The 21,889-nt window shown below is 41.8% G+C and carries 21 protein-coding genes; 14 read left to right on the plus strand and 7 right to left on the minus strand.

From position 1 onward, the window contains the following. The first annotated feature begins 341 nt into the window (after positions 1-341). Positions 342-2,804 (plus strand): hypothetical protein, encoded by a 2,463-nt coding sequence (locus SYN7509_RS0203455; RefSeq protein WP_009630517.1) that lies wholly within the window; start codon positions 342-344, stop codon positions 2,802-2,804. 266 nt (positions 2,805-3,070) lie between these two features. Here the strand turns inward: SYN7509_RS0203455 and SYN7509_RS0203460 are convergent, their stop codons facing one another. Further along, complete coding sequence (locus tag SYN7509_RS0203460; protein WP_028954076.1) at positions 3,071-3,577, minus strand: transposase; 507 nt, start codon at positions 3,575-3,577, stop codon at positions 3,071-3,073. A 20-nt stretch (positions 3,578-3,597) separates the two neighbouring features. After that, positions 3,598-3,894: a hypothetical protein gene (locus tag SYN7509_RS29050; RefSeq protein ID WP_202807209.1), complete on the minus strand. Its 297-nt coding sequence runs from the start codon at positions 3,892-3,894 to the stop codon at positions 3,598-3,600. A gap of 396 nt (positions 3,895-4,290) precedes the next feature. On the opposite strand from SYN7509_RS29050, the gene SYN7509_RS30045 reads away from it, so the two are divergent. From SYN7509_RS30045 to SYN7509_RS0203505, 10 genes are all read left to right on the plus strand, one after another. After that, entirely contained in the window at positions 4,291-4,461 is a 171-nt protein-coding gene (locus tag SYN7509_RS30045; RefSeq protein WP_158506131.1) for a hypothetical protein, read from the plus strand. A gap of 145 nt (positions 4,462-4,606) precedes the next feature. Continuing rightward, complete coding sequence (locus SYN7509_RS31885) at positions 4,607-4,744, plus strand: hypothetical protein (RefSeq protein WP_432205683.1); 138 nt, start codon at positions 4,607-4,609, stop codon at positions 4,742-4,744. A 371-nt stretch (positions 4,745-5,115) separates the two neighbouring features. Next, entirely contained in the window at positions 5,116-5,286 is a 171-nt protein-coding gene (locus SYN7509_RS30050; protein ID WP_158506132.1) for a hypothetical protein, read from the plus strand. Between the two features lie 76 nt (positions 5,287-5,362). Then, positions 5,363-5,746 carry a DUF3119 family protein gene (locus tag SYN7509_RS0203475; RefSeq protein ID WP_009631707.1) on the plus strand — a complete coding sequence of 128 codons (384 nt, stop codon included), beginning with the start codon at positions 5,363-5,365 and terminating at the stop codon, positions 5,744-5,746. Between the two features lie 40 nt (positions 5,747-5,786). After that, positions 5,787-6,938 carry a DUF3086 domain-containing protein gene (locus SYN7509_RS0203480; RefSeq protein WP_009631706.1) on the plus strand — a complete coding sequence of 384 codons (1,152 nt, stop codon included), beginning with the start codon at positions 5,787-5,789 and terminating at the stop codon, positions 6,936-6,938. Positions 6,939-6,964: 26 nt separating this feature from the next. Beyond that, positions 6,965-7,648, plus strand: a complete 684-nt coding sequence (plsY, locus tag SYN7509_RS0203485; RefSeq protein WP_009631705.1) for a glycerol-3-phosphate 1-O-acyltransferase PlsY — start codon at positions 6,965-6,967, stop codon at positions 7,646-7,648. 53 nt (positions 7,649-7,701) lie between these two features. Continuing rightward, a complete protein-coding gene (locus tag SYN7509_RS0203490) occupies positions 7,702-8,469 on the plus strand; it encodes a DUF1350 family protein (RefSeq protein WP_009631704.1) in 768 nt (255 codons plus the stop codon). Between the two features lie 19 nt (positions 8,470-8,488). After that, entirely contained in the window at positions 8,489-9,658 is a 1,170-nt protein-coding gene (locus tag SYN7509_RS0203495; protein WP_009631703.1) for a PP2C family protein-serine/threonine phosphatase, read from the plus strand. A gap of 204 nt (positions 9,659-9,862) precedes the next feature. Next, entirely contained in the window at positions 9,863-10,885 is a 1,023-nt protein-coding gene (locus SYN7509_RS0203500; protein WP_009631702.1) for a DMT family transporter, read from the plus strand. A 7-nt stretch (positions 10,886-10,892) separates the two neighbouring features. Then, entirely contained in the window at positions 10,893-11,963 is a 1,071-nt protein-coding gene (locus SYN7509_RS0203505) for a glycosyltransferase family 4 protein (RefSeq protein WP_009631701.1), read from the plus strand. Positions 11,964-12,116: 153 nt separating this feature from the next. On the opposite strand, the gene SYN7509_RS0203515 is transcribed toward SYN7509_RS0203505, so the two are convergent. Next, positions 12,117-12,602: an allophycocyanin subunit alpha-B gene (locus SYN7509_RS0203515; RefSeq protein WP_009631699.1), complete on the minus strand. Its 486-nt coding sequence runs from the start codon at positions 12,600-12,602 to the stop codon at positions 12,117-12,119. A gap of 73 nt (positions 12,603-12,675) precedes the next feature. On the opposite strand from SYN7509_RS0203515, the gene rlmD reads away from it, so the two are divergent. Continuing rightward, positions 12,676-14,079, plus strand: coding sequence for a 23S rRNA (uracil(1939)-C(5))-methyltransferase RlmD (gene rlmD, locus SYN7509_RS0203520; protein ID WP_009631698.1), 1,404 nt, complete (start codon positions 12,676-12,678; stop codon positions 14,077-14,079). Positions 14,080-14,082: 3 nt separating this feature from the next. Here rlmD and SYN7509_RS0203525 read toward each other — a convergent pair whose 3' ends face one another. From SYN7509_RS0203525 to glgP, 3 genes are all read right to left on the minus strand, one after another. Then, a complete protein-coding gene (locus SYN7509_RS0203525; RefSeq protein WP_009631697.1) occupies positions 14,083-14,895 on the minus strand; it encodes a prohibitin family protein in 813 nt (270 codons plus the stop codon). Between the two features lie 56 nt (positions 14,896-14,951). After that, on the minus strand, positions 14,952-15,767 hold the full coding sequence (locus SYN7509_RS0203530; protein ID WP_009631696.1) for a TlyA family RNA methyltransferase: 816 nt from the start codon (positions 15,765-15,767) through the stop codon (positions 14,952-14,954). Between the two features lie 245 nt (positions 15,768-16,012). Further along, the gene (gene glgP / locus SYN7509_RS0203535; protein WP_009631695.1) at positions 16,013-18,598 is read right to left on the minus strand and encodes an alpha-glucan family phosphorylase; all 2,586 of its coding nucleotides are present in this window, start codon (positions 18,596-18,598) and stop codon (positions 16,013-16,015) included. A 232-nt stretch (positions 18,599-18,830) separates the two neighbouring features. Here glgP and SYN7509_RS28210 point away from each other — a divergent pair, with 232 nt between their 5' ends. Both SYN7509_RS28210 and SYN7509_RS0203540 read left to right on the plus strand, forming a co-directional pair. Further along, complete coding sequence (locus tag SYN7509_RS28210; protein WP_071994145.1) at positions 18,831-18,947, plus strand: photosystem II reaction center protein I; 117 nt, start codon at positions 18,831-18,833, stop codon at positions 18,945-18,947. A 116-nt stretch (positions 18,948-19,063) separates the two neighbouring features. Next, positions 19,064-21,355: a DUF3769 domain-containing protein gene (locus tag SYN7509_RS0203540; RefSeq protein ID WP_009631694.1), complete on the plus strand. Its 2,292-nt coding sequence runs from the start codon at positions 19,064-19,066 to the stop codon at positions 21,353-21,355. Here the strand turns inward: SYN7509_RS0203540 and purE are convergent. After that, positions 21,345-21,869 (minus strand): 5-(carboxyamino)imidazole ribonucleotide mutase, encoded by a 525-nt coding sequence (gene purE / locus SYN7509_RS0203545; protein ID WP_009631693.1) that lies wholly within the window; start codon positions 21,867-21,869, stop codon positions 21,345-21,347. The genes SYN7509_RS0203540 and purE overlap by 11 nt on opposite strands. Positions 21,870-21,889: the final 20 nt, after the last annotated feature.

Genomic DNA, 21,889 nt, shown 5'->3' on the forward strand with positions numbered 1-21,889 from the left:
CCTAGCCGCAAACTTGGGGGAAGCGGAATTTTAAACTCCAAGCCTGGGGAATAGGTGCAAACGAATATTTCACTAGCTCAAAACAGATTGCTATAGGAATTAAATAAAAATATAAAACTTTATTATTGTGTCACAAATTGAAAATACTAAATCTAGTTATAGTAGGTGAAAGATGTTGGTATCACTTATTATATTTTTTTGGTTATAATCATTGCCATTATAATATTTGCTAGTAGTTTTTTGAAGACCAATGAATAATTTAGGATAAGATTTTCCTTTAATCACAAATCTACTTTTCTAAAACTTACTTAAACTTAAAAATTACTTTTATAAATAAAATTATGATTGCCAAACAACTTTTTGTTACCCCTAAGTTACTTTTAAAACTTATTTACTTTAATTACTTAACTAATGGACTGAAGCCAAACAATATTAGCTTAAATTTAATAACTCATACATTTTGTAGGCTGTTATTATTAGGTCTGCCTTCAACATTACAGAGATCAAGTTTAGCTATAACTTTATTATTAATATTTACCAGTTTAAGTTTAACTAAACCTGCTTTTGGTCAAACTTCTTTGGCTTATTCTATTTTAAAGACTTCTGAATTACCACCAATTGACAATCAAATTCAACTTGCAGAAACACCAATAGACTTTTCTCCAGTTTTAGCTAATTTAGAATTAATAATACCCGCCGATCCAACGATTAAACCATCAATTCGACTAGAAAATACAACACCGACCCCACAAGATTCTGAATATATTATTACTCCTCGTGTTGTCCCGGATAATAAAATTAATCCTTTCACAACTGCTTTACCTCTAAATGGCATATCAATTAGTCATTTGACCCAATGGGAAGCTCTCGGTGGTTATAATTTTGGCGAGAATCAAAATGATAGTTTTATTGTTGATGGGATTGTCAGACTTGAAAGTTCAGTTACAGAGAGTTTAACTAGAAATAATGTCTTAACTATTGATCAAAAAGGTACTTACGCTCAGTTGCGAACAGTTAGACAATTTAGAGAAGTAGATGTTACCCGCTTCGATCCTCAAACTTTAATTGGCTTACAAATTCAACTTAGCTTGACTGCTGCTTGTATTGGTGAAACGGCTTCCACTTCACAGCAATGTACCTATACGCCAGGATTAGTTACCGACAGAAACAGTATAGATCCGCAGTTTTTAGTCCCTACACGCATCAATCAAACTGCTAATGTCTTCGATATTGTTACACCCGAATCGTTAGCGATAATTGAGCGTCCAGGCTTTCAATCTGGCGCTAATGGGCAGCAAATAGGAATAGATTTGTACTTTCCCAATGTTGGGGCGTTTCCAGGTAATACCCAAAGCGATCGCACTAGAATTGAGCGCCGAGAAACCCTTGAAGATACTCCAGCGCTGACTATTTCGGGAGTTAGACAAATTATTAAGGCTAATGACTCTGAGGCGGTAATTGCTCGTACTATTCGCGGCTGGACGGGAATATTGGAAGATGACAATACGGGTCTTAATTCTTTATGGCAATTAGGCGCTTACTTGCTCCCGGATGTAGAACCGCAGCTTGATGGTGGGGTTAATCCTGTCAATAGTAATATCAATAAAAACTTGTTTTTGGCTGCTAATAATACTCGCGTTCCCTTAAATAGTTTTACAGCTTATCAAGCCGGAATTGGGCGATCGCCAACTCCAAAAGTACCACCTACAGATTTACGCGAACTTCCTAGTGTTAATTACAATAGCCTTTGGGTTGGTCTTTCTCCCATTACAGAGCGTACTTTTTCTCGCAGTGTTCGGTACAATGTTACGGGTCTGCCGCGAATTCTCGCTGCTGCTGGTGGAGAAGGTGGAGTTAATTCTAATGTGGCTTTTGTCTCGGTAGTTAATAATCAAGGTTTCTCAACAGATGAGTTTCAAGATTTTTATACCCAAATTTATTTAACATTTTTAAATCAAAATGCTGATTTTGTTAGTAGTACCAGATTGACAGAAAAAACTACTTACTATCCCCATATTAGTTTTACAGGAAATATTACAGGTTCGGAAGATGTTTTGCGCTATTATGCTGGGGTAATTCCAGCAAATAGAACTAAAGCTTATTTGGGTTTAGATTATACAAAAAATACTTCAAACGGCTGGACTTTTAATACTGGAGCTATTGGTTATCTCAATCCAGACCGCGATTATTACAGTCAATTGGTTGGGAATTTAGCTAAAAGAATTGCAATTAATAAAAATGCCAACGTAATTTTATCAACGGCGTTTAATTATGCTTTAGATCGTGAAACAATGATTGGTAGTACCGTAATTATTTCTCCTGCTAGTTACGTTACTTTGGGTGCAAGAGCTAATGTAGGTAGGGTTTCTTTTGGTTTAACTAATTACTTTGGTGACTTACTTCCTGAATCAATTGATGATACTTTATTGGCAAATTTAGATTTAAGAATTAGCAAAAATCTAGTTTTATCTGCTTATCTTACCCCAATTAATAATAACTCTAGCCGCAGTCGCTATGGTGCTAGTGCTAATTTACGGTTGGGCAAAAGCTACAATAGTCCTTCTTTGATTTTCCGGTGGACTAATAATGAGTATGATTTTGGTAACGACCCAGTAGGGAGAGAGTTGTTAACTACAGATAATGTTTTTAGTGTGGTATTTAAGTTAGGTCAACCATCTAATCCTTTTGATGTAGAAACTGCGGAAAAAATTCGTCAACAAACAGAGCAAGAGGTGCAGCGATTGCGAGAATCTAATCAAGACCAAGATTTGCTACCTCCGCCCTTTCAAGCACCTGTGCCTTAAAAATTTTATTTTTTTAATGTTTGAAAATGCTATAGTTATTTATAATTAATAATACTAAACTGATGACTAAACAAGGTTGATGTTCAATATTCAATATTTGATAATTTAGTTTTTAGTAATCAACTAAATAAATTTTTCCACTTTTACCTAGAAAGTAGCCAACTTACGAAAAATACAAAAATATGGAGATCGGTTCTAAGTTTTATAGTGTTGATGACTTTATCTGTACTTGGTACTAGGACTAACGCTGCCAAAAAACCACGAACCTATCCCAGTAATAAAATTCTGTTAATCCAAATGTGAATTGTTGCAAGGGAAATAAAAGCATTAAAGCAGGCAGAAATTCTTTCCCATCGAACAACAAGTCTACGGTATTTCCGTTGAAACCATGCAAAGCAGCGCTCTTGTTGAAAACGAGGGACTGACATTTTTATGGGTCTACCTCGATTTCTTTTAGTTTTCCAGGCTCGCTTCGGCAACTGCGGTCTAATACCACGTTTGCGTAAAGCCGCACGCAAATCTTTGGAGTCATAGCCTTTGTCCCCAGCCAGCACTTTGACCCGTTTACGGGGTCTGCCAGGAGAATTAGTTTTGACAGTAACGCTATTCAATAGCGGCATCACTTGTTCTCTTTCACTACCATTAGCTGCGGTCGTGCAATTAGCCAGAGGCATACCATTACCGTCGGTCAAAGTATGAATTAAAATTCCTTTGCCCTTATAGCCATAAGCAACGTCCTCACCTCCTCCTTTCCCAGGGGGAAAAAGAGCCATCGACCGCACCATGACTCCAGTTAATTAATCCTTTTTCCGAGGCGATGCCTAATATCCTTGCTTGTAGTCGCTCTAGCGTTCCATCTGCTTGCCAGCTTTTTAGCCATCGGTGGGCTGAACTTTTTGATGCCCAAACTTCTCCCTTCGGTACATCGCACCAACGGCAGCCCGTAATCAATTGCCTTCATTAAGGTGTTGATTACATGACGGAAAGGCGCATGGGGCATTCCCCGTCCCCGTTTTTCTCCTTTCTCGCCGATCACATCCTCAAACAACTTCCATTCTAGATCGCTTAATCCCTCAAATCTTCCCGCCATATTCTGTAGGACTTAATCACTCTGACAATTAGATTATCACCTTTTGACCTTAGTGGGATAGATTCACAGATAAGTATTACAAGTAATGAAACAATACTTGCTCAAGATTGTTCTTACAATAACCCCCGATTGAGATACGGTAGAGTAGCGACCAAAGACGGTGACGACTTATCTATTGGTTTTCGTCCCAAAGGTAAAATAATTGGTACAGTGCCTTTTGGTTAGGCGGTACTTACGGTCAAAAGAGATGCTACTAAGCAGTGAATTTATATTAATGAGCAATATCCTTATGGCTCTGCTCCAGTCCTAACACGAGGCTGGGTATCGGCTAAGTTTATCAAACCTTTAGGACGATTGACGATTTTGCGAAAAGCCGACAGCTTTTATTTGATTAAAATGTACGTTTCGTTTATTTGCCACGAGTCATTGGTCGAACGCAGTGATGGTCGGCATCGCTTATCTATTTCTGGACTATATTCCTGTACCCAACGAAACACCGTTGTAAAATATACCTCCCGCACTCATTTACTATCTCTGCTACTTGGCGATAGGAAAGCGGATAACTAAGATATCCGCTTTCCTATCGCAAAATGATTTCGGGCGAATAGTGCCGCCACTTACAGCAGTTCTTGATTAAATAGGATACAAGTAAAGGGCAAACTTAAACGGAAGCCGAATAAAAGCGTACTCTGTAGACCTGCGCCAGAAAGTTATTGATGCGTACAACCAGCCAGAGGGATCACAGCGACAACTAGCTAAAAGATTCCGAGTTAGTTTGACATTTATTGAGAATTTATTAAAACGCTATCGCACAGATGGAACAGTGGAACCCAGAGCGCATCAGGGATAATTCGTTGATGAGAAAAATATTAAAATGATGAAAACAAATAAGTTTTGGAAATTTTGATGGCGGTCAACTTAATTCAATCATTGCAGGAAATCAAAGATTTCCGAACATCTCGATGTAGACGTTATTGTTGATATTGAGAAAACTCACGGATGAATTACCTGTCGCATCGTCAAGGTCTTTAGTGAACTTAAGAACATTGACCTCGATTGGGTAGAAGTGCAAAGCCTTATTCAAATTGAACGCATCGGTATCCGCGTAGGCAAGAAATATCTACAGACTAACTATTACATTAGCTCCTTAGTCTCAAAAGCAATTACCTTTGCGAAGGGAATTCGCTACTCATTGGGGAATTGAAAATCGTTTGCACGCTCGTGAAAGATGTAATTTTTGGAGAAAATGCTGCCCCATTTAGTAACTACAATGCTGCCACCAATTGGTCTATTATCCGCAATATCGCGCGGAGGTCTGGCTATGATTCTCTTACCAAAGCCGAACGATGTCTTGCTCATGATATCGATAAATTATTTTCTCTTCTAGAATGAATTATCCCTGACTGTTGACTCGTTCCGGTATCGCATAAAATAGTAAGCACTATGTGTTAGAGCAAAAATCAAAATTATGACTATTTCTACGACACAATCAGCTTCAACGGTACAACTTGCCCCTAGCTACACTTTACCTATAGTTATTGTCATTGTGGCGATTCCAGTATTGTTGTTGCAGATGTGGGTAGGATTGGTTTGCGCTTTATTTGGATTATTTCTGATGTTTCAAGCGGCAACAATTCGCCTACAATTTAGCGACACCGCTTTAGATATTTATCGAGGTGAAACTTTAATTCGTTGCTTTCCCTTCACTGAGTGGCAAACTTGGCGCATATTTTGGTCATCTGTACCAATTTTGTTTTACTTTAAAGAAGTTAAAAGTATTCATTTTCTGCCCATTTTGTTTGATCCCAAAATGCTGAAAAGCTGCTTAGAGCAACGCCTACCTAATCAGTAATACATAAATTGTATCGATCGCCTGGCAAACTTGTTTTTATATGAATGCAGACCAATTTCCCCTCCCAGAAACAACTACTGAGCCTGTAGCAGAGTCAGAAAAAGCCGATCGTAATTCTGCAATCCAACTTCCAAAATCAGAAAATGAGTCGTCAACACAAATAAAAACAGGCATTTCTGACATTGAGCAAATAGAATCAAAGCAACAACGCATAGCTGGTTTACAAGTTGAGGAACAACGTCTTAAACAAGAAATTGCAACTTTGCAAGCCTCTTACAGTTCGATTTCTGAGCAGTTGGCGCAAACGCAAAATGCTATGTCGGTAGTGGTGCAAGAATCTTTAGCGCACCTAGAGCAACGCAAACAAACCTTACAAATTACGATTGAGCAGCTAGAACGCCGTTCTGAACGTATCCGGACTGAGATGCGAACTACTTTTGCTGGAACTTCTCAAGAATTAGCCATTAGAGTTCAAGGTTTTAAAGATTATCTTACGGGTAGCTTGCAGGATTTGGCAGCGTCCGTCGAACAGCTACAATTAACCCCCGCCGCCATAGAGCCACCTTTACCGCCCGTTTCCACTGTAGAACCGCCGCCACAAAAAAAAGTTGTTGCGCCACCAAGTACGCCCCAATTTGCCGAGCAACGCTTTCAATCGACTACTAAAGAAATTCGCCAGATGCTGGACGAATACCGCACCAAGCCCGATTACTACGGAGAACCTTGGAAACTACGCCGCACCTTTGAACCCATCCATGCAGAGCGGGTGTCGCAGTGGTTTTTCAATCAAGGTGGTAGAGGTGCATTAAAAACAATGGGTAGTCGCTTGCAGAATATCTTAATTAGTTCCGCCGTTATCTCTATTTTGTCAGAGTTACATGGCGATCGCCTCCGCGCCTTAATTCTTGCTAATACCCCCGAACGTTTGGGAGAATGGCGGCGCGGCTTACAGGACTGTTTGGGTATTGTTCGCGCTGATTTTGGCCCCGATCGCGGTGTAGTATTATTTGAGTCTGCGGACGCTTTGGCGATTAAAGCCGAGCGTCTAGTTAAAGCTAACGAGTTGCCGTTAATTATTGTTGACGATTCAGAGGAAAAAATTAGCCTTTCTCTATTGCAATTTCCTTTATTACTAGCTTTTGCTCCCGATCCGCAAATCAATAGAGAGCGAGAAGACGACTTTTTTAACTAAAGCGATGTCCCCTTTTTAGAAAAAATATGCTTACTTGGTTAACTTTGGGCGGCGCACTTTTGCTGGTAGCTTACTTATTAGGTTCTACTCCCACAGGCTACACCGCCGCGCGGGTGCTAAAAGGCATTGATATCCGCGAACACGGTTCCGGGTCTACAGGGGCAACAAACGTGCTAAGAACCCTCGGAACTGTCCCAGGAATGTTTGTTTTATTGGTAGACGCGCTCAAAGGTTATAGCGCGATCGCATCTACTCATTGGTTAGTCAATTTTGCCGCCAACAATCAACTCATTCCCCCAGAAGTAAATATCTCTTCTTGGCTTCCTTGGATGGTGACAAGTGCGGGTTTAGCCGTTGTTTTGGGACATAGTAAGTCAATTTGGCTTGGCTTTAGTGGCGGTAAATCTGTCGCTACAAGTTTAGGAGTTTTACTGGCTATGTCTTGGATGGTAGGCTTATCAACGATCGCCGTTTTTGGGTTAGTATTTGCCTTTTCGCGGATTGTGTCGTTGAGTTCTATAGCGGGGGCGATCGCAGTAACTTTACTAATGCTATTTTTCCATCAGCCTTTAGCTTACGTACTATTTGCGCTTACGGGTGGATTTTACGTGATTTTACGACATCGCAGCAATATTGAGCGCTTAATTGCCGGGACTGAACCCCGAATTGGGCAAAACTCAGCTACTCAACCAGAACAAAGTTTGCAATAAATAAGTAGCTTTTTTTATCGTCAAGTATCTAAGCTTGATGGCACAATTTAGTTATGAATTGGCAAGAAATTTCTGGTAATTGGGTATTAATTCCCCCGCACCCAGTGGGGATTGTACATTTTTTAGGGGGGGCGTTTGTGGCGGCGGCTCCTCAAGTGACTTATCGTTGGTTATTGGAACAAGTCGCCAAGCAAGGCTACATCGTTGTAGCTACACCTTTTGTAAATACTCTCGATCATAGTGCGATCGCGCAATCCGTTTTGCAAAGCTTTGATCGCACTATCAGCGAACTAAAATATCGCTCCTTACTCCGCCAGCAATACTTACCTATTTATGGCTTAGGTCATAGTATGGGTTGCAAACTTCATCTCCTCGCTGGTAGTTTATTTTCTGTAGAGCGATCGGGCAATATTTTAATTTCTTTTAATAACTATGCAGCGCGAGATGCTATACCTTTTGTTCAGCAACTTAATCCTGCTTTTGCTGTCGAATTTACCCCCTCGCCTCTAGAAACTAATAACATAGTTCAAGAACGTTATAATGTCCGTCGCAACTTGTTAATTAAGTTTAGTAATGATACTCTCGACCAATCTGCTGCCTTGACTCAATTGTTACAAAAACGTTTTCCCAATATGGTAACAGCCCAGACTCTCAACGGCACGCATACTACACCATTAGGGCAAGATGTCAATTGGCAATCGGGAACAACATTTACACCTTTTGATGCGATGGGTCAGTGGTTTAAACAAGAAATTTATCGGGATCTAAATCAACTCAAAAAAGCAATTGTTTTCTGGCTAAATCCTCTAAAATCTCTATGATAAATAAACTTAATTATTCATGTTTACGATTTTAATTATTGATGATGACGGAATAGTACAGCTAACACTTACAAAAATATTAGAACAACAAGGTTATCAAATAATCACGGCTACGAGCGGCGAAACTGGGCTAGAACAAGCGCAACAATTGCAACCATCGTTAATTATTTGTGATTGGTTAATGCCAGGAATGGACGGGATAGAAGTTTGCCGTCAAGTGAAAGCCACTCCTAATTTATCCACTACTTTTTTTATCGTACTAACTTCTTTAGATTCGGTTGCAGATGTGGTTAAAGGTTTAGACTCTGGAGCGGATGATTTTATTACTAAACCCATCGAGCCAAATGAACTAAAAGCGCGGGTAAGAGCAGGTTTGCGCTGGCATCAAATGAGCCGCGATTTACAAAATCAAAAGCAACTTTTAGAAACAGAATTGGGCGAAGCTGTGGACTATGTGCAAAATATTTTGCCTAGTCCTATGTATCAACCTCTAACTATTAATTCGCGCTTTATACCCTGTAAAAATCTTGGTGGCGATTGTTTTGATTATTATTGGTTAGATGGAGATTATTTAGCAATTTATTTATTAGATACGGCGGGACACGGGTTAGGCGCTACTTTGCCTTCTATATCTGTCCTAAATCTCCTTCGTTCTCGTGCTATTCCTCGCCTTAATTACTATCAACCTAATCAGGTTTTAAGTGCGCTTAATGATGCCTTTCAAATGAGCTATCACAATAATAAGTATTTTACAATTTGGTACGGAGTTTATAACCGTATAAATCATCAATTAATTTATTCTAGTGCCGGACATCCTCCAGCAGTATTACTTTCTAAAAATTCTACAGATAGCAGTCAAATAAAATTACTAAGAACTGCGGGTGTTCCTGTAGGGATGTTTCCAGATTCTGAATATGTAAACGGGTTTTGTCACATCGAAGAATCTAGTATTATTTATCTATTTAGTGATGGGGTTTATGAAATCAATTCGGCAAAAGGTAGAGATTGGGACTTTGAGGCTTTTGTAAACCTACTTCAAGAGCAGTACAACAACAACAGTTGTAGTCTTGATGCAATACTAAATCATTTACTAACATTAAACTCAAAAACAGGGTTTGATGACGATTTATCTATTTTAGAAATTATATTTGAGGGTTATATAAGTAGACCTAATTCTATTAGCTGGTAATTAAATTTTATCCCCAAGGGAATAGTGAGAAACTTCATTGCCTAAAGCTATAGCGTTTTCTTTCATCAATTGCGCCCCTACGGAAAATGATTATGAATCTGCATAGGATTGCTACATATACCAGCGCACAGGAGAGGATAATTAGTCGCAGCCTTAACAAAAATATATATTTAAGTAAAATTAAATAAAATGCCCAGCGACTCCATGCAGCTAAAACTTACTGATTCAAAATTGTTGGCTTCAGTGTTACTTATTGCGCCCTTTTTCTTCTGGGGTACAGCAATGGTAGCAATGAAAGCCGTAATACCCCATACTACGCCGTTATTTATGGCAGGAGTGCGTCTAGTCCCGGCGGGGGTACTGGTGTTGATAGTTGCGGCAATTTTAGGCAAACCTCAGCCTAAAGGCTGGATAGCATGGCTGTGGATTGGTTTATTTGCCTTGGTAGATGGGACGATGTTTCAAGGCTTTTTGGCAGAAGGATTAGAAAGAACCGGGGCGGGATTGGGATCTGTAATGATTGATTCTCAGCCCCTAGCAGTGGCAATACTGGCGCTATGGCTATTTGGCGATCGCATTGGGTTATGGGGATGGCTAGGCTTGTTTATTGGGGTACTGGGGATTAGTTTAATTGGTTTACCCGATGAATGGATCATCAATCTGTTCCATAAAGATGCAATTAATATTGCTCTTAGCTGGCAAAACTTGTTTGCTAGTGGGGAATGGTTGATGCTATTAGCGGCGCTGTCGATGGCGGTAGGGACGATTTTAATCCGTTATGTATGCCGCTATACAGATCCCGTAGTAGCTACGGGATGGCATATGATTTTGGGCGGTTTACCATTGTTTGCGCTGTCGAGCGGCGTTGAATCCCAACAGTGGATAAATATCGATTTGGGCGGCTGGCTGGCGTTAGGATATTCAACTATATTTGGTAGTGCCTTAGCTTACGGCTTATTTTTCTACTTTGCTTCTAGCGGTAGCTTAACAAGTCTTAGCTCCTTAACCTTTTTAACTCCGGTATTTGCCTTATTTTTTGGTAATCTCTTTTTGGGAGAATTCCTGAGTCCTTTGCAGTGGCTAGGAGTTGGCTTAACTTTAGTCAGTATTTACCTAGTAAATCAAAGAGAAAATTTAACCGCCGCTAAAAATCCTGTAATTACTAGCAGCGAAACCCAATTGCAGCAGGCAATTGTTAATTTAAACGAACCTGAAACCTTACCTTAAAGTTATTTTGCCTAACTATTCTCTCAAATTATTATTTGTTTCTACTCCCGTTGGTGCATTGGGTACGGGAATCGGTGGCGGAGTGGAACTAAGTTTATATAATATTGCTCAAGAAATGCTAAGGCGAGGACATAGCTTACAAATCCTTGCGCCTGTTGGCTCAAAACTTGCCCAACTACCCATAATAGAAATTCCGGGCAATAGGCAGATTATCGCCCAAAGTCAGGGACGCGACACGCCGATTATGATGCCCGATAATTCCGTACTGGCGAATATGTGGGAGTACGCGCGGCAAGTACAGGGAGAGTACGATTTAATAGTTAATTTTGCTTACGATTGGCTGCCTTTTTATGTGACACCTTTTTTTGATAAAGCGATCGCTCATTTTGTTAGTATGGGTTCGTTATCGGTGGCAATGGATAAAATGGTTGTCCAAGTAGTCGCAAAGTTTCCCGGTACGATTGGTTTTTATACTCCGTCTCAAGCGGCAACTTTTGCTCTTAATACTGAATGTGCGTGTTTGAGTAGCGGCGTAGATTTATCTTTATACGAATTTTGCCCCAATCCAAATAATTATTTAGCTTGGTTGGGGAGAATTGCCCCCGAAAAAGCTTTAGAGGATGCGGTACAAGCGGCGCAAATTAGTAATATTCCCCTAAAAATTATGGGCAAAATGCAAGACGAGGAATACTGGCAAAAGATTTGCATTACTTACCCCAACGCGCCGATAGAATACTTGGGATTTTTGTCTACAACCAATATGCAGCAACAATTGCGCCAATGTATTGCCTTACTAATGACACCGCGCTGGATAGAAGCTTTTGGAAATGTAGCAATTGAAGCTTTAGCTTGTGGCGTACCAGTAATTGCTTATCGTCGCGGCGGCCCGGCGGAGATTGTACAAGATGGGAAAACAGGGTTTTTGGTAGAACCAGATAGTGTAAAAGGATTAGTAAGTGCGATCGCACATTTACCCCAAATTGACCGCTCTAACTGCCGCCAGAGTGCGGAAACAGACTATTCTTTAGAAGCATTAGGCGATCGCTTTGAACATTGGTTTAGAGTTATGCTCAAATAAATCAAAATTTCCCCACTGCTTGCGGATGCTAACAAAATGCTAGATTTACAGCCGCCTCCAGTGAGGAAACAAGTTAAAAGTTTAGAATTTTTATGTAACGCCACTAAAAATTTAGCGGAGTACACATTTTATGTTGAGCTTTTTAACACAGGTTTAGGACATTGACTGAATGATATAGTCAAAGTAAGGTGCTGCTTCTGCCGCATCTTCGGCGCTCATTAAGTTAAGAGCCGCAGTTTTTAAGCAACGGATAGATTCAACCATTCCTGGAACGGGAACGCCCAAAGAATTGTACATTTCACGCACGCCAATTAAACCAATTTTTTCAATCGGTTCTTTATCGCCAGCCAGTACGCCATAAGTAATTAGGCGCAAGTACCAGCCATAATCGCGCAGACATAAAGCTCGTTGACGTTCGCCGTAAGCATTACCGCCAGGGGCGATAAAGTCGGGGCGTTTTTGCCAAAGCTGCTTGCTGGCTTCAGTGACAATCTTTTTTTCGTTCTCAGCTAGAGTTGCAGCGATTCTCATGCGCTGTTCCCCAGTTCTCAAAAACTCTTTAATGGTATTAAGTTCGCCAGTGCTGGGGTAGCGAAGATCGTCGTCGGCTTGCAAAATAAGTTGACTAACTACACTCATGATGATTGCGATCGCTAATAAACATTAGTAGTTTAACTAAGTCTATGTACACAAATAAAGAGAAATTTACACTATGTCTTTAAATCAATTATCCACCGATGCAGAAAATCAACCGCAGCAATGGCAACAGGGTAACTTAGTTGAGATAGTTATCGACGATTTGAGCGATACAGGGGACGGGGTAGGACGCTTTGAGGAGCGGGTTGTATTTGTACCGGATACTGTACCAGGCGATCGTATTTTAGCGCGGTTAATTAGAGTAAAACCTAAGTATGCCTATGGTAAACTTTATGAAATTTTAGAGCGATCGCCCCACCGTCGGCGACCTAGCTGTATTGTTGCCGATAAATGCGGGGGTTGTCAGTGGCAAAGCGTAGCTTACGAATATCAACTAAAAGCAAAATTTAATCAAGTTGTGCAAGCAATAGAAAGAATTGGCGGATTTACAAATCCCCCCGTAGATCCAGTTTTAGCAGCACCGGAAGCTTTAGGCTACCGCAATAAAGCAACTTATCCCCTTAGTAGGTCAGCAGAAGGACAAGTACAAGCAGGATACTATCAAAAAGGTACTCATCAACTAATTAATCTTAATCAATGTCCCGTCCAAGATGAGCGGCTAAATCCGTTACTTAAAGAAATCAAGCAAGATATTTACAATCGCGGCTGGTCAATATACAACGAAACCCGCCATCAAGGAAGATTGAGGCATTTGGGTTTGAGAATTGGTCGCCGCACTGGGGAAATGTTACTAACGTTAGTTGTTACAGATTGGACTTTACAAGAACTTGAAACCCAAGCGCAAGAATGGTTAGACCGCTATCCAAAATTAGTCGGAGTGTCGCTAAATCTCAACGCCAAAGCTACTAATACGATATTTGGTGAAAAAACTCGTTGTATTGCTGGGGAGGCTTACTTAGTAGAACAATTTGCTGGCTTAGAGTTTCAGATGTTGCCTACTACGTTTTTTCAGGTGAATACAGAGGCGGCAGAGGCGTTGTTAGAGGTAATTAAACTCCAACTCAACTTACAAGGTCAAGAGGTCTTAGTGGATGCTTATTGTGGCATTGGGACGTTAAGTTTGCCCTTAGCCTCCCAAGTTAAACAAGTAATTGGTTTAGAGGTACAAGCCGCCGCCGTAGAGCAAGCTAGGTTTAATGCTTGGCGCAATAATATTGAAAATGCGACGTTTCAATTAGGTTCGGTAGAAAAGGCGCTTCCAGCTTTGACGATTAAGCCAGATGTTGTATTGCTAGACCCACCCCGCCAAGGATGCGATCGCACAGTAATTGATGCTTTAATTGCAACTAAGCCCCAAAAAATAGTTTACGTTAGCTGCAAACCTGCAACTTTAGCCCGTGACTTGAAGCTACTTTGCTCTGATGGTAACTACGAATTAGTCAGAGTCCAAAGCGCCGATTTCTTCCCCCAAACATCTCATGTTGAGTGTGCAGCTTTTCTAGAACTCGTTGGAAATTAGCTCTTATGGCTGAATGATTAAAGGCTCTCCTTGTCTGCTAGTACCAACTACAACAATTTTGGCATTAGAAGATTGGGCTAATTTTTCATTTGCCTCAATTTGTTTTAATTGCAAAAGTTTATCATTGAGTCCTTGAGAAATAATCTGTTGAGAATCAGCAATTCCTCTAGCTTCAATGCGCTTGCGTTCAGCTTCTTTGCGTTCTTTTTGAATCACAAAATCCATTTGCTGAGTTTGCTGCTCCGCTTGCAATTTGTCTTCTACAGCTTGGCTAATTTTTGCGGGTAATTCTAGCTTTCTTAAGGGAGTATCTTCAATAATTATGCCTCGATTAGCTACAAGTTGGCTCAAAGAGTCGCGGATTTCTTGAGCTAGCTTCTGTCTTTCGGAGGTATAGAGAGCTTTAGCATTGTAAGTAGCGGTTACTTTCCGAATTACCGAGCGAAATTGCGGAATCAAAATAATTTGCTCGTAATCCGTGCCAATAGTTTGATAAATTTCTTGAGCCTTTTTTTCGTCCACATGGTAAAGAATACTGACATCTAGTTTGATGTTTAATCCTTCTTTAGACGGTGCATCTAGAGTTTCCTTCATTTCCTGAGTGCGAGTTGAAAACTTGACTACTTGGGATAAGGGATTTTTGAAACTCAAACCAGGCTTAAGAGTTTGACTTGAAACCGAGCCAAAGCTATCAACCACGCCCACATAGCCAGCCGGAACAATAGTAATGGAGCGTAATAACAGGAGTAAAACAGTGATAGATGTAGTAGTTAAAGCGATCGCAAAAATTGAGTAACGATTAATTAGGAGTTTCATTATTTTATTTAGCTCTTAATCTTAGAGTTCCCAAACTTGCGATCGAAACGCTCAACTTAACTATTTTTCAATTCTTGATGAGCCATTGTAACTAATTGTGCAATTTCTATTTGGTCTGTAGGCGGCGTTTGGCTATCCATACCCAACCACAAAAGATACTCAATATTTCCGGCAGGCCCAACTAGAGGCGACCAAGTTAAACCACGATAAAGCCAGCCAAATTCTAAAGCAGCTTGGAGGACGTGAAAAATAGCCTCTGCTTGGTCTTTGGGGTCGCGAACAACGCCTTTTTTGCCCACGCGAGACTTGCCCACCTCAAATTGCGGCTTAACTAGCAATACCGCCTCGCGCGGCGGGGTTAGTAATTGCCATAAAGCAGGCATCACTTTAGTTAGGGAAATAAACGACACATCAACCACCGTTAAATCGGCGATTTCCGCACCCTGATATAAGTTTTGAGGCTTTAGATAGCGCAAGTTGGTACGTTCTAATAAAACTACTCGCTTTTCGGTACGCAAGCGCCAATCAACTTGTCCATAGCCAACATCAACGCCATAAACTTTTTTTGCGCCATTTTGCAGCAAGCAGTCAGTAAAGCCACCGGTAGAAATGCCACCATCTAGACAAATTCTATCGGTTACGTTAATAGCAAATACCGATAGAGCCTTAGCAAGTTTTTCGCCACCTCTAGACACGTAAGGCAACTTTTCTTTAACTTGAATTGGCGCTGTGGTATCGACTTCTGTACCAGCTTTATCGACAACTTGACCATTTACCCTAACCTCGCCAGCCTGAATTAGCCTTTGAGCTAAGGCGCGAGAGGAGCATAATTTAAGCTCTACGAGTAGAGTATCTAGGCGTTGTTTAGGCAAGGAATTTTATTGAGATTGAAGTATTATAAAGAGCTTTGTTGAGATTTTCGCAACAGTGTTATGTACAAATTTAGCGGTTAACAGATATGACCCTTTTGCAGGGGGTTTGGGGGAGGCAAGCCGTCCCCCAATGGGGAGGCAAAAAGCGGTGTAGCTCTGCTTCCCGCTTTGTTGCCGTTGGGTTTGGGGGGCAGACCCCCCAAGTCTTGGTTTTTCCTAGAGAAATTTTATGCAACCAACGTAAATCAAGAAGCCCACAAAATCAAGCGGGGTTCGTAGGGACTAGACAAGTATTCATGCTGAGGTAGGACGCGCAAAGACAAACCCTGCAAGCCAGAACGAGTATAAACAATATTTGCCGTATACACGCAACTACCGTGGGAATCATGCCCTTGACACTCCATAACGACCGGAACGCCATCAACAATCTCGCCATTAGCATCAATAGCACCCTGATAGAGTTGGACTTGAATATCATCAGGGGTTAAAGTAGCTAGATCGATTTTTGCCTTAACAGCGATCGTTTGGTCTACCTTAACATCTGTAGTATCAGAGATATCAATACTATCGATTTTGATGTTGTACCAGTGGTCAGTTAAATTAGCTTTCCACTCGGCTAATTCATTAGCGGGCGCGTAATGATTCACACTTAAACTATGATAGCGATCGCTTGCCGGGAAATAAGCCCTTTGTGCGTACTCACTCACCATCCGCTCAGTATTAAAAAACGGACAATTGAGCCGAATTGCGTCTTTCATCTTTGCTACCCAAGGGCGGGGTAAGCCTTCCGCATCGCGGTTATAAAACAAAGGCACTACATCTTGCTCAATCAAATCATACAAAGCATTAGCTTCAATCTCATCTTGATACATGGGGTCTTCGTAATTTTCCCCGTGACCAATAGCCCAACCCGTGCGCACATAATCCGCTTCATCCCACCAGCCATCTAAAACGCTCAAATTGGGCAACCCATTCATCGCCGCTTTCATACCGCTAGTACCAGAAGCTTCGCGGGGACGACGGGGAGTATTGAGCCAAATATCGCAGCCAGCAACCAATAACCGCGCTACATGGATATCGTAATTAGGCACAAATACCACTTGCTTAGATAAACCCTGCTCCCGGATAAAGTGGTTGATATCGCGAATTAGCTCTTTACCAGGAATGTCTTTAGGGTGAGCTTTGCCAGAAATTACAAATTGCACTCGACGATCTTTATTTCCCGCTAAAATCCGCTTGCATCGCTCCAAGTCGCGCATCCATAGCGTAGCCCTTTTATAGGTAGCAAACCGACGAGCAAAGCCAATAGTTAATACTGAAGGATCTAGCACTTCTTGAGCTTGGGTAATTTCTGCCGGACTTGCCCCGCGATCGCGTAAATGCTTTACTAAATGTTCGCGGACAAACACCACCATATCTAAGCGGCAACGTTCGTGATTGCGCCACAATTCCTCATCGGGAATTGTATGTACACGCTCCCACAACTGGCTATTTGCCGGGGCTGAAGACCAATTTGGGCCTAAGTAGCGATCGTACAACGTCTGAGTAGCGCTGGCAACACAACTTCGGGCGTGAACGCCATTAGTAATGGCGGTAATTGGTACTTCTTGTACAGGTAAATTCTGCCACAAGGCTCTAAACATTCCTCGCGATACGACACCGTGCAACTGAGCAACACCATTAGCAAAAGTTGCAGTTTTGAGCGCCAACACTGCCATACTAAACGGCGAAGTCAAATCTCCCGTATTTTCCCGTCCCAAACCTAGCAATTGATCTTTGGACAAACCAAAAATTTCCGCATAATGACCCAAATAATACAAAGTTTTATCTGGTGCAAATAAGTCAATTCCCGCCGGTACGGGGGTATGAGTTGTAAAAATATTACTTGAGGCAACTAATTGTCTTGCTTGGGTATATTTTAAACCTTCTTCCTGCATCAAGATTCTTGTCCGCTCTAAAGCCGAAAAAGCCGCGTGTCCCTCGTTCATGTGATACGCTGTGACCCTTAAGCCCAAAGCTTTGAGCATTCTTACCCCACCAACTCCCAGCATTATCTCTTGGTGGATACGCATATCAATGTCGCCACCATACAGTTGATCTGTGATGTCGTGATCGTAAGGGTTATTTGGTTCGATATTTGTATCCAATAGATACAAAGGCACAGTTCCCACCTGCACCCGCCAAACTCTAGCGTAAACCGTGCGTCCTGGGTAATCTACCTCAATTCGCAACTCCGAACCATCAGAATTACGCTCTAAAAACAAAGGCATATTATAAAAATCATTGATGGGGTAGCGCTCTTGCTGCCAACCATCGGCGTTGAGATACTGAGCAAAATATCCTTGCTGGTAAAGTAAGCCAACTCCTACTAAAGGTAAACCTAGGTCGCTCGCTGACTTTAAATGATCCCCCGCTAAAACCCCCAAGCCTCCCGAATAAATTGGCAAACAATCAACTAGCCCAAATTCGGCGGAGAAATAGGCAAAACATTCTTGGGAGTATTTATCAGTTTTATTATCTGTTTCCTGCGCCCGATTTTTGTCATACCAGCTACGCTCTTGCAAATAATCTTCCAACTGACGTGCGGCTCTGTCCATTTGGGCTAAAAAGCCCTCGTCTTCTACCACTTCTTGTAAACGTACTTGGCTAATATTGCCCAACATATAAACCGGATTATGGCGGCTTGCTTCCCAAAGGTCAGGATCTAAACGGCGAAATAAGTCTTTGCTTTCGGCACTCCAATCCCAATGAAGATTGTAAGCTAACGGGCGCAAGCTTTCTAAGCGAGGCGGCAAAGAGGGATAAACGTTAAAAGTCCGAATTGGCTGCATGAGTTAGTAGAGATTTAAGTAAGGTGGTTATGGCTATTGTTTACCTGGTTCTACCTTGAATTGGCAACTCTTGATACTTTTATGGGTAAAAAAAATTATTTTAGTAGTTTTTGCTAGCGACTTCTAATCTAAATTAATTTACTTAGGGCGATCGCACTTGCAGAAAAATAGCCCGATCTTTGGGTATTATAAGAAAGCTATCTGCTGAATATTTATTGCGGAGACAATTCCTGTGGTCACTCTCAAAATAGCTGTGTATATTGTTGTTGGTATATTTGTCGCCATGTTTTTCTTTGGCTTTTTGTCCAACGATCCTTCTCGCAATCCTAGCCGTCGCGATTTAGAATAAACCGCCCCTTGCGACTTCTATAGACACCTGCAAACAACTAATACTAGAGGCGGTTGCCAGTGTGGTTAAATTCATGCTTCCGGGCTGATAATTCGCTACTCATGTTTTGAACGAATATGCCCTACCCATTACCGTCACCTGCACCGCCTCCTATAGTTCAAGTAGAAAAAAACCGCTTTATTGATTCCAAGCCATTATCAAAGCCTCATATTAGCCCGGTAGTAACGCCAAATACCCCCGATTCACCTTTACCTTCTGCCTTACAAGCCCATAAGAGAGCGATCGCTCTAGATAATCCTGTTAGTCTTAGCGATCGCTTACAAGCGGCGACAACTCAAAGTAACCAACAGACACCTATTGAACCTGTAGCACCAGCAACCCCTACAAACAACCCCCAAAGCGTCGAAAATATCCCAACGGAAAGTGTAGAAACCTCGCCTAGTCCAACTACACCCGTAGAAATACAATCGCCACCAAGGGAAAACCCTCCCACCCCAACGGGGAGCGGAGAAACCCAACCGAGTAATGTTGCTCCAGTAAATAGCAGAATTGTAGAATTAAACGCCGATCGCCAAGAGTACGACGAGCAAAGACAAATTGTTACCGCCGAAGGTAACGTCGTAGTAAGGCTAAATGGCGGAGTTATAGACGCAGACAGCTTGCAAGTCAATCTATCTAATCGCATCGCTGTAGGGCAAGGAAATGTAGCCGTAACGCGAGGCGAACAAATACTTCGGGGTGAAAGATTTACCTACAACTTTGTGCAAAATACTGGTCAATTGCTCAATGCTAGTGGCGAAATTTTTATTCCTAGCGCTAGTCAAGACTTATCTGTTAATTTAGCCACCGATATCAGCGCCGGAGGAGTAAGCGCACCACCAAGCGATCGCATTACCGCCAATCAACCCAGGCAAGACGTTACGAGTACAGGGGGAATTGGCATTAGTATAGGTGCAGGTAGAGACGTTAACAACGTTGCTTTACCGCAACAAGGGGGTGAAGTTCGCCGCTTGAGTTTTCAGGCACAACAAGTCCAATTTTACCCGGAAGGTTGGCAAGCTCAAAATGTCAAAATTACCAACGATCCCTTTGCGCCACCAGAACTAGAATTAAGAGCAGATACAGTGACGCTGACACGGGAAACGCCCCAGCGCGATCGCATTGTTACTACTCGTCAGCGTTTAGTATTCGACCAAGGGCTATCAATCCCCATTCCTAAAAATCAAACAGTCATTGATCGCACCGAAAGAGAAGTTACACCAGGATTATTTCAAATTGGCTTAGATGGTGACGAACGAGGTGGAGTATTTATTGAGCGCAACTTTAGCCCCATCAATAGCGAACAAATACAGTTAACTTTAACACCACAGTTTTTTGTACAATCAGCAGTCACCGAAAGCGGCGGTAACGTCCTCGATCCCGATTTGTATGGTTTGAGGTCAAAATTGCAAGTAAATCTGGGAGAGCGGACTTCAGTTAGAGGTAGAGCCTCAATTACTAGCCTAGACTTAAGCCAATTAGAAGACAATTTGCGAGGGAGCTTGCGACTTACTCAAGCCGTAGGGAGCAGCGCTAGACCCCATCAATTGACCGTAGAATACAGCTATCGCGATCGCTTGTTTAATGGCAGTCTCGGTTATCAAACCGTACAAAGCAGTTTAGGCGGGGTTTTGACTTCACCAGTGATTGCTTTGGGAAATACTGGAATTGCTTTGAGCTATCAAGGTGGCGCACAGTTGATTAATGCCGAAAGCGATCGCTCAGACTTATTGGCATCCCAGAGAGATAGCGATCGCATTTCTTTAAGCCGCCTGCAAGCCAGCGTTGCCCTCAATCGTGGCTTTACTTTGTGGCAAGGACAAGCTTTAGCTGCTACTCCTACCGAGGGGCTGCGATATACCCCCGCCCCAGTAATTCCTTATGTCAGTTTAGCTACTGGATTAAAAGGAGTTAGTAGCCTTTACAGTAGTGGAGATAGCCAAAATACAATTACCGGAACTATTGGTATTCAAGGACAATTTGGGCATTTCTCTAGGGAGTTTTTTGATTACACGGGCTTTAAAATCAATTTTTCCCAAGATATTCGTAGTGGACTATCACCATTTTTGTTTGATCGCGCGGTGGATAATAAAGTTCTCGAACTTGGCTTTGTCCAACAAATCTACGGGCCTTTTCGTTTTGGTATCCAAGCCGCCCTTAACTTAGATACGGGAGAAAATATTAGCACTGACTACATTTTGGAATACAGCCGCCGCACCTATGGCGTTGCTTTACGTTATAATCCAGTGTTGGAATTAGGCTCTTTAAGTTTGCGGATTAGCGATTTTAACTGGAATGGTGGCAGTAATTTATTTTCCGATTCTGAGGTGCAGCCCGTGTTAAATGGGGTGCGTCAAACTAATGATTAAAGTTAGTTAGATATTTTTGATAGCCCATCGCTTCAAGTTTTGCTTGTTTGTCTAAAACAGATTGCTTTAAAGTTTGGCGATACTTTTGGACTTTCTCTAATAACTCGCTTTGCGAAGTTGCTAAAATTTGAATCGCTAACAACCCAGCATTAGCCGCATTACCAATCGCTACAGTAGCGACAGGAATACCCGCAGGCATTTGAACAATAGAGTACAAAGAATCAAGCCCTTGTAAGTGGCGACTAGGTACAGGAACGCCAATTACAGGCAAAGGAGTTAAAGCTGCAACCATACCAGGCAAATGCGCCGCACCACCTGCCCCAGCAATAATAACTTTAATGCCGCGTTTGTGGGCTTCAGTGGCGTACTCAAACATCCGTTCGGGAGTACGATGAGCGGAAATAATTGCAACTTCAGGCGTTAGCGCAAATTCTGTACAAATTGCGATCGCATCCTGCATAACCTGTAAGTCTGAATCGCTACCCATAATAATGCCGATTAGTGGTTGAGTCATAGTATTTAGAGGTTAGTTAA

The organism is Synechocystis sp. PCC 7509 (assembly GCF_000332075.2).
Classification (GTDB): Bacteria; Cyanobacteriota; Cyanobacteriia; order Cyanobacteriales; family Chroococcidiopsidaceae; genus Aliterella.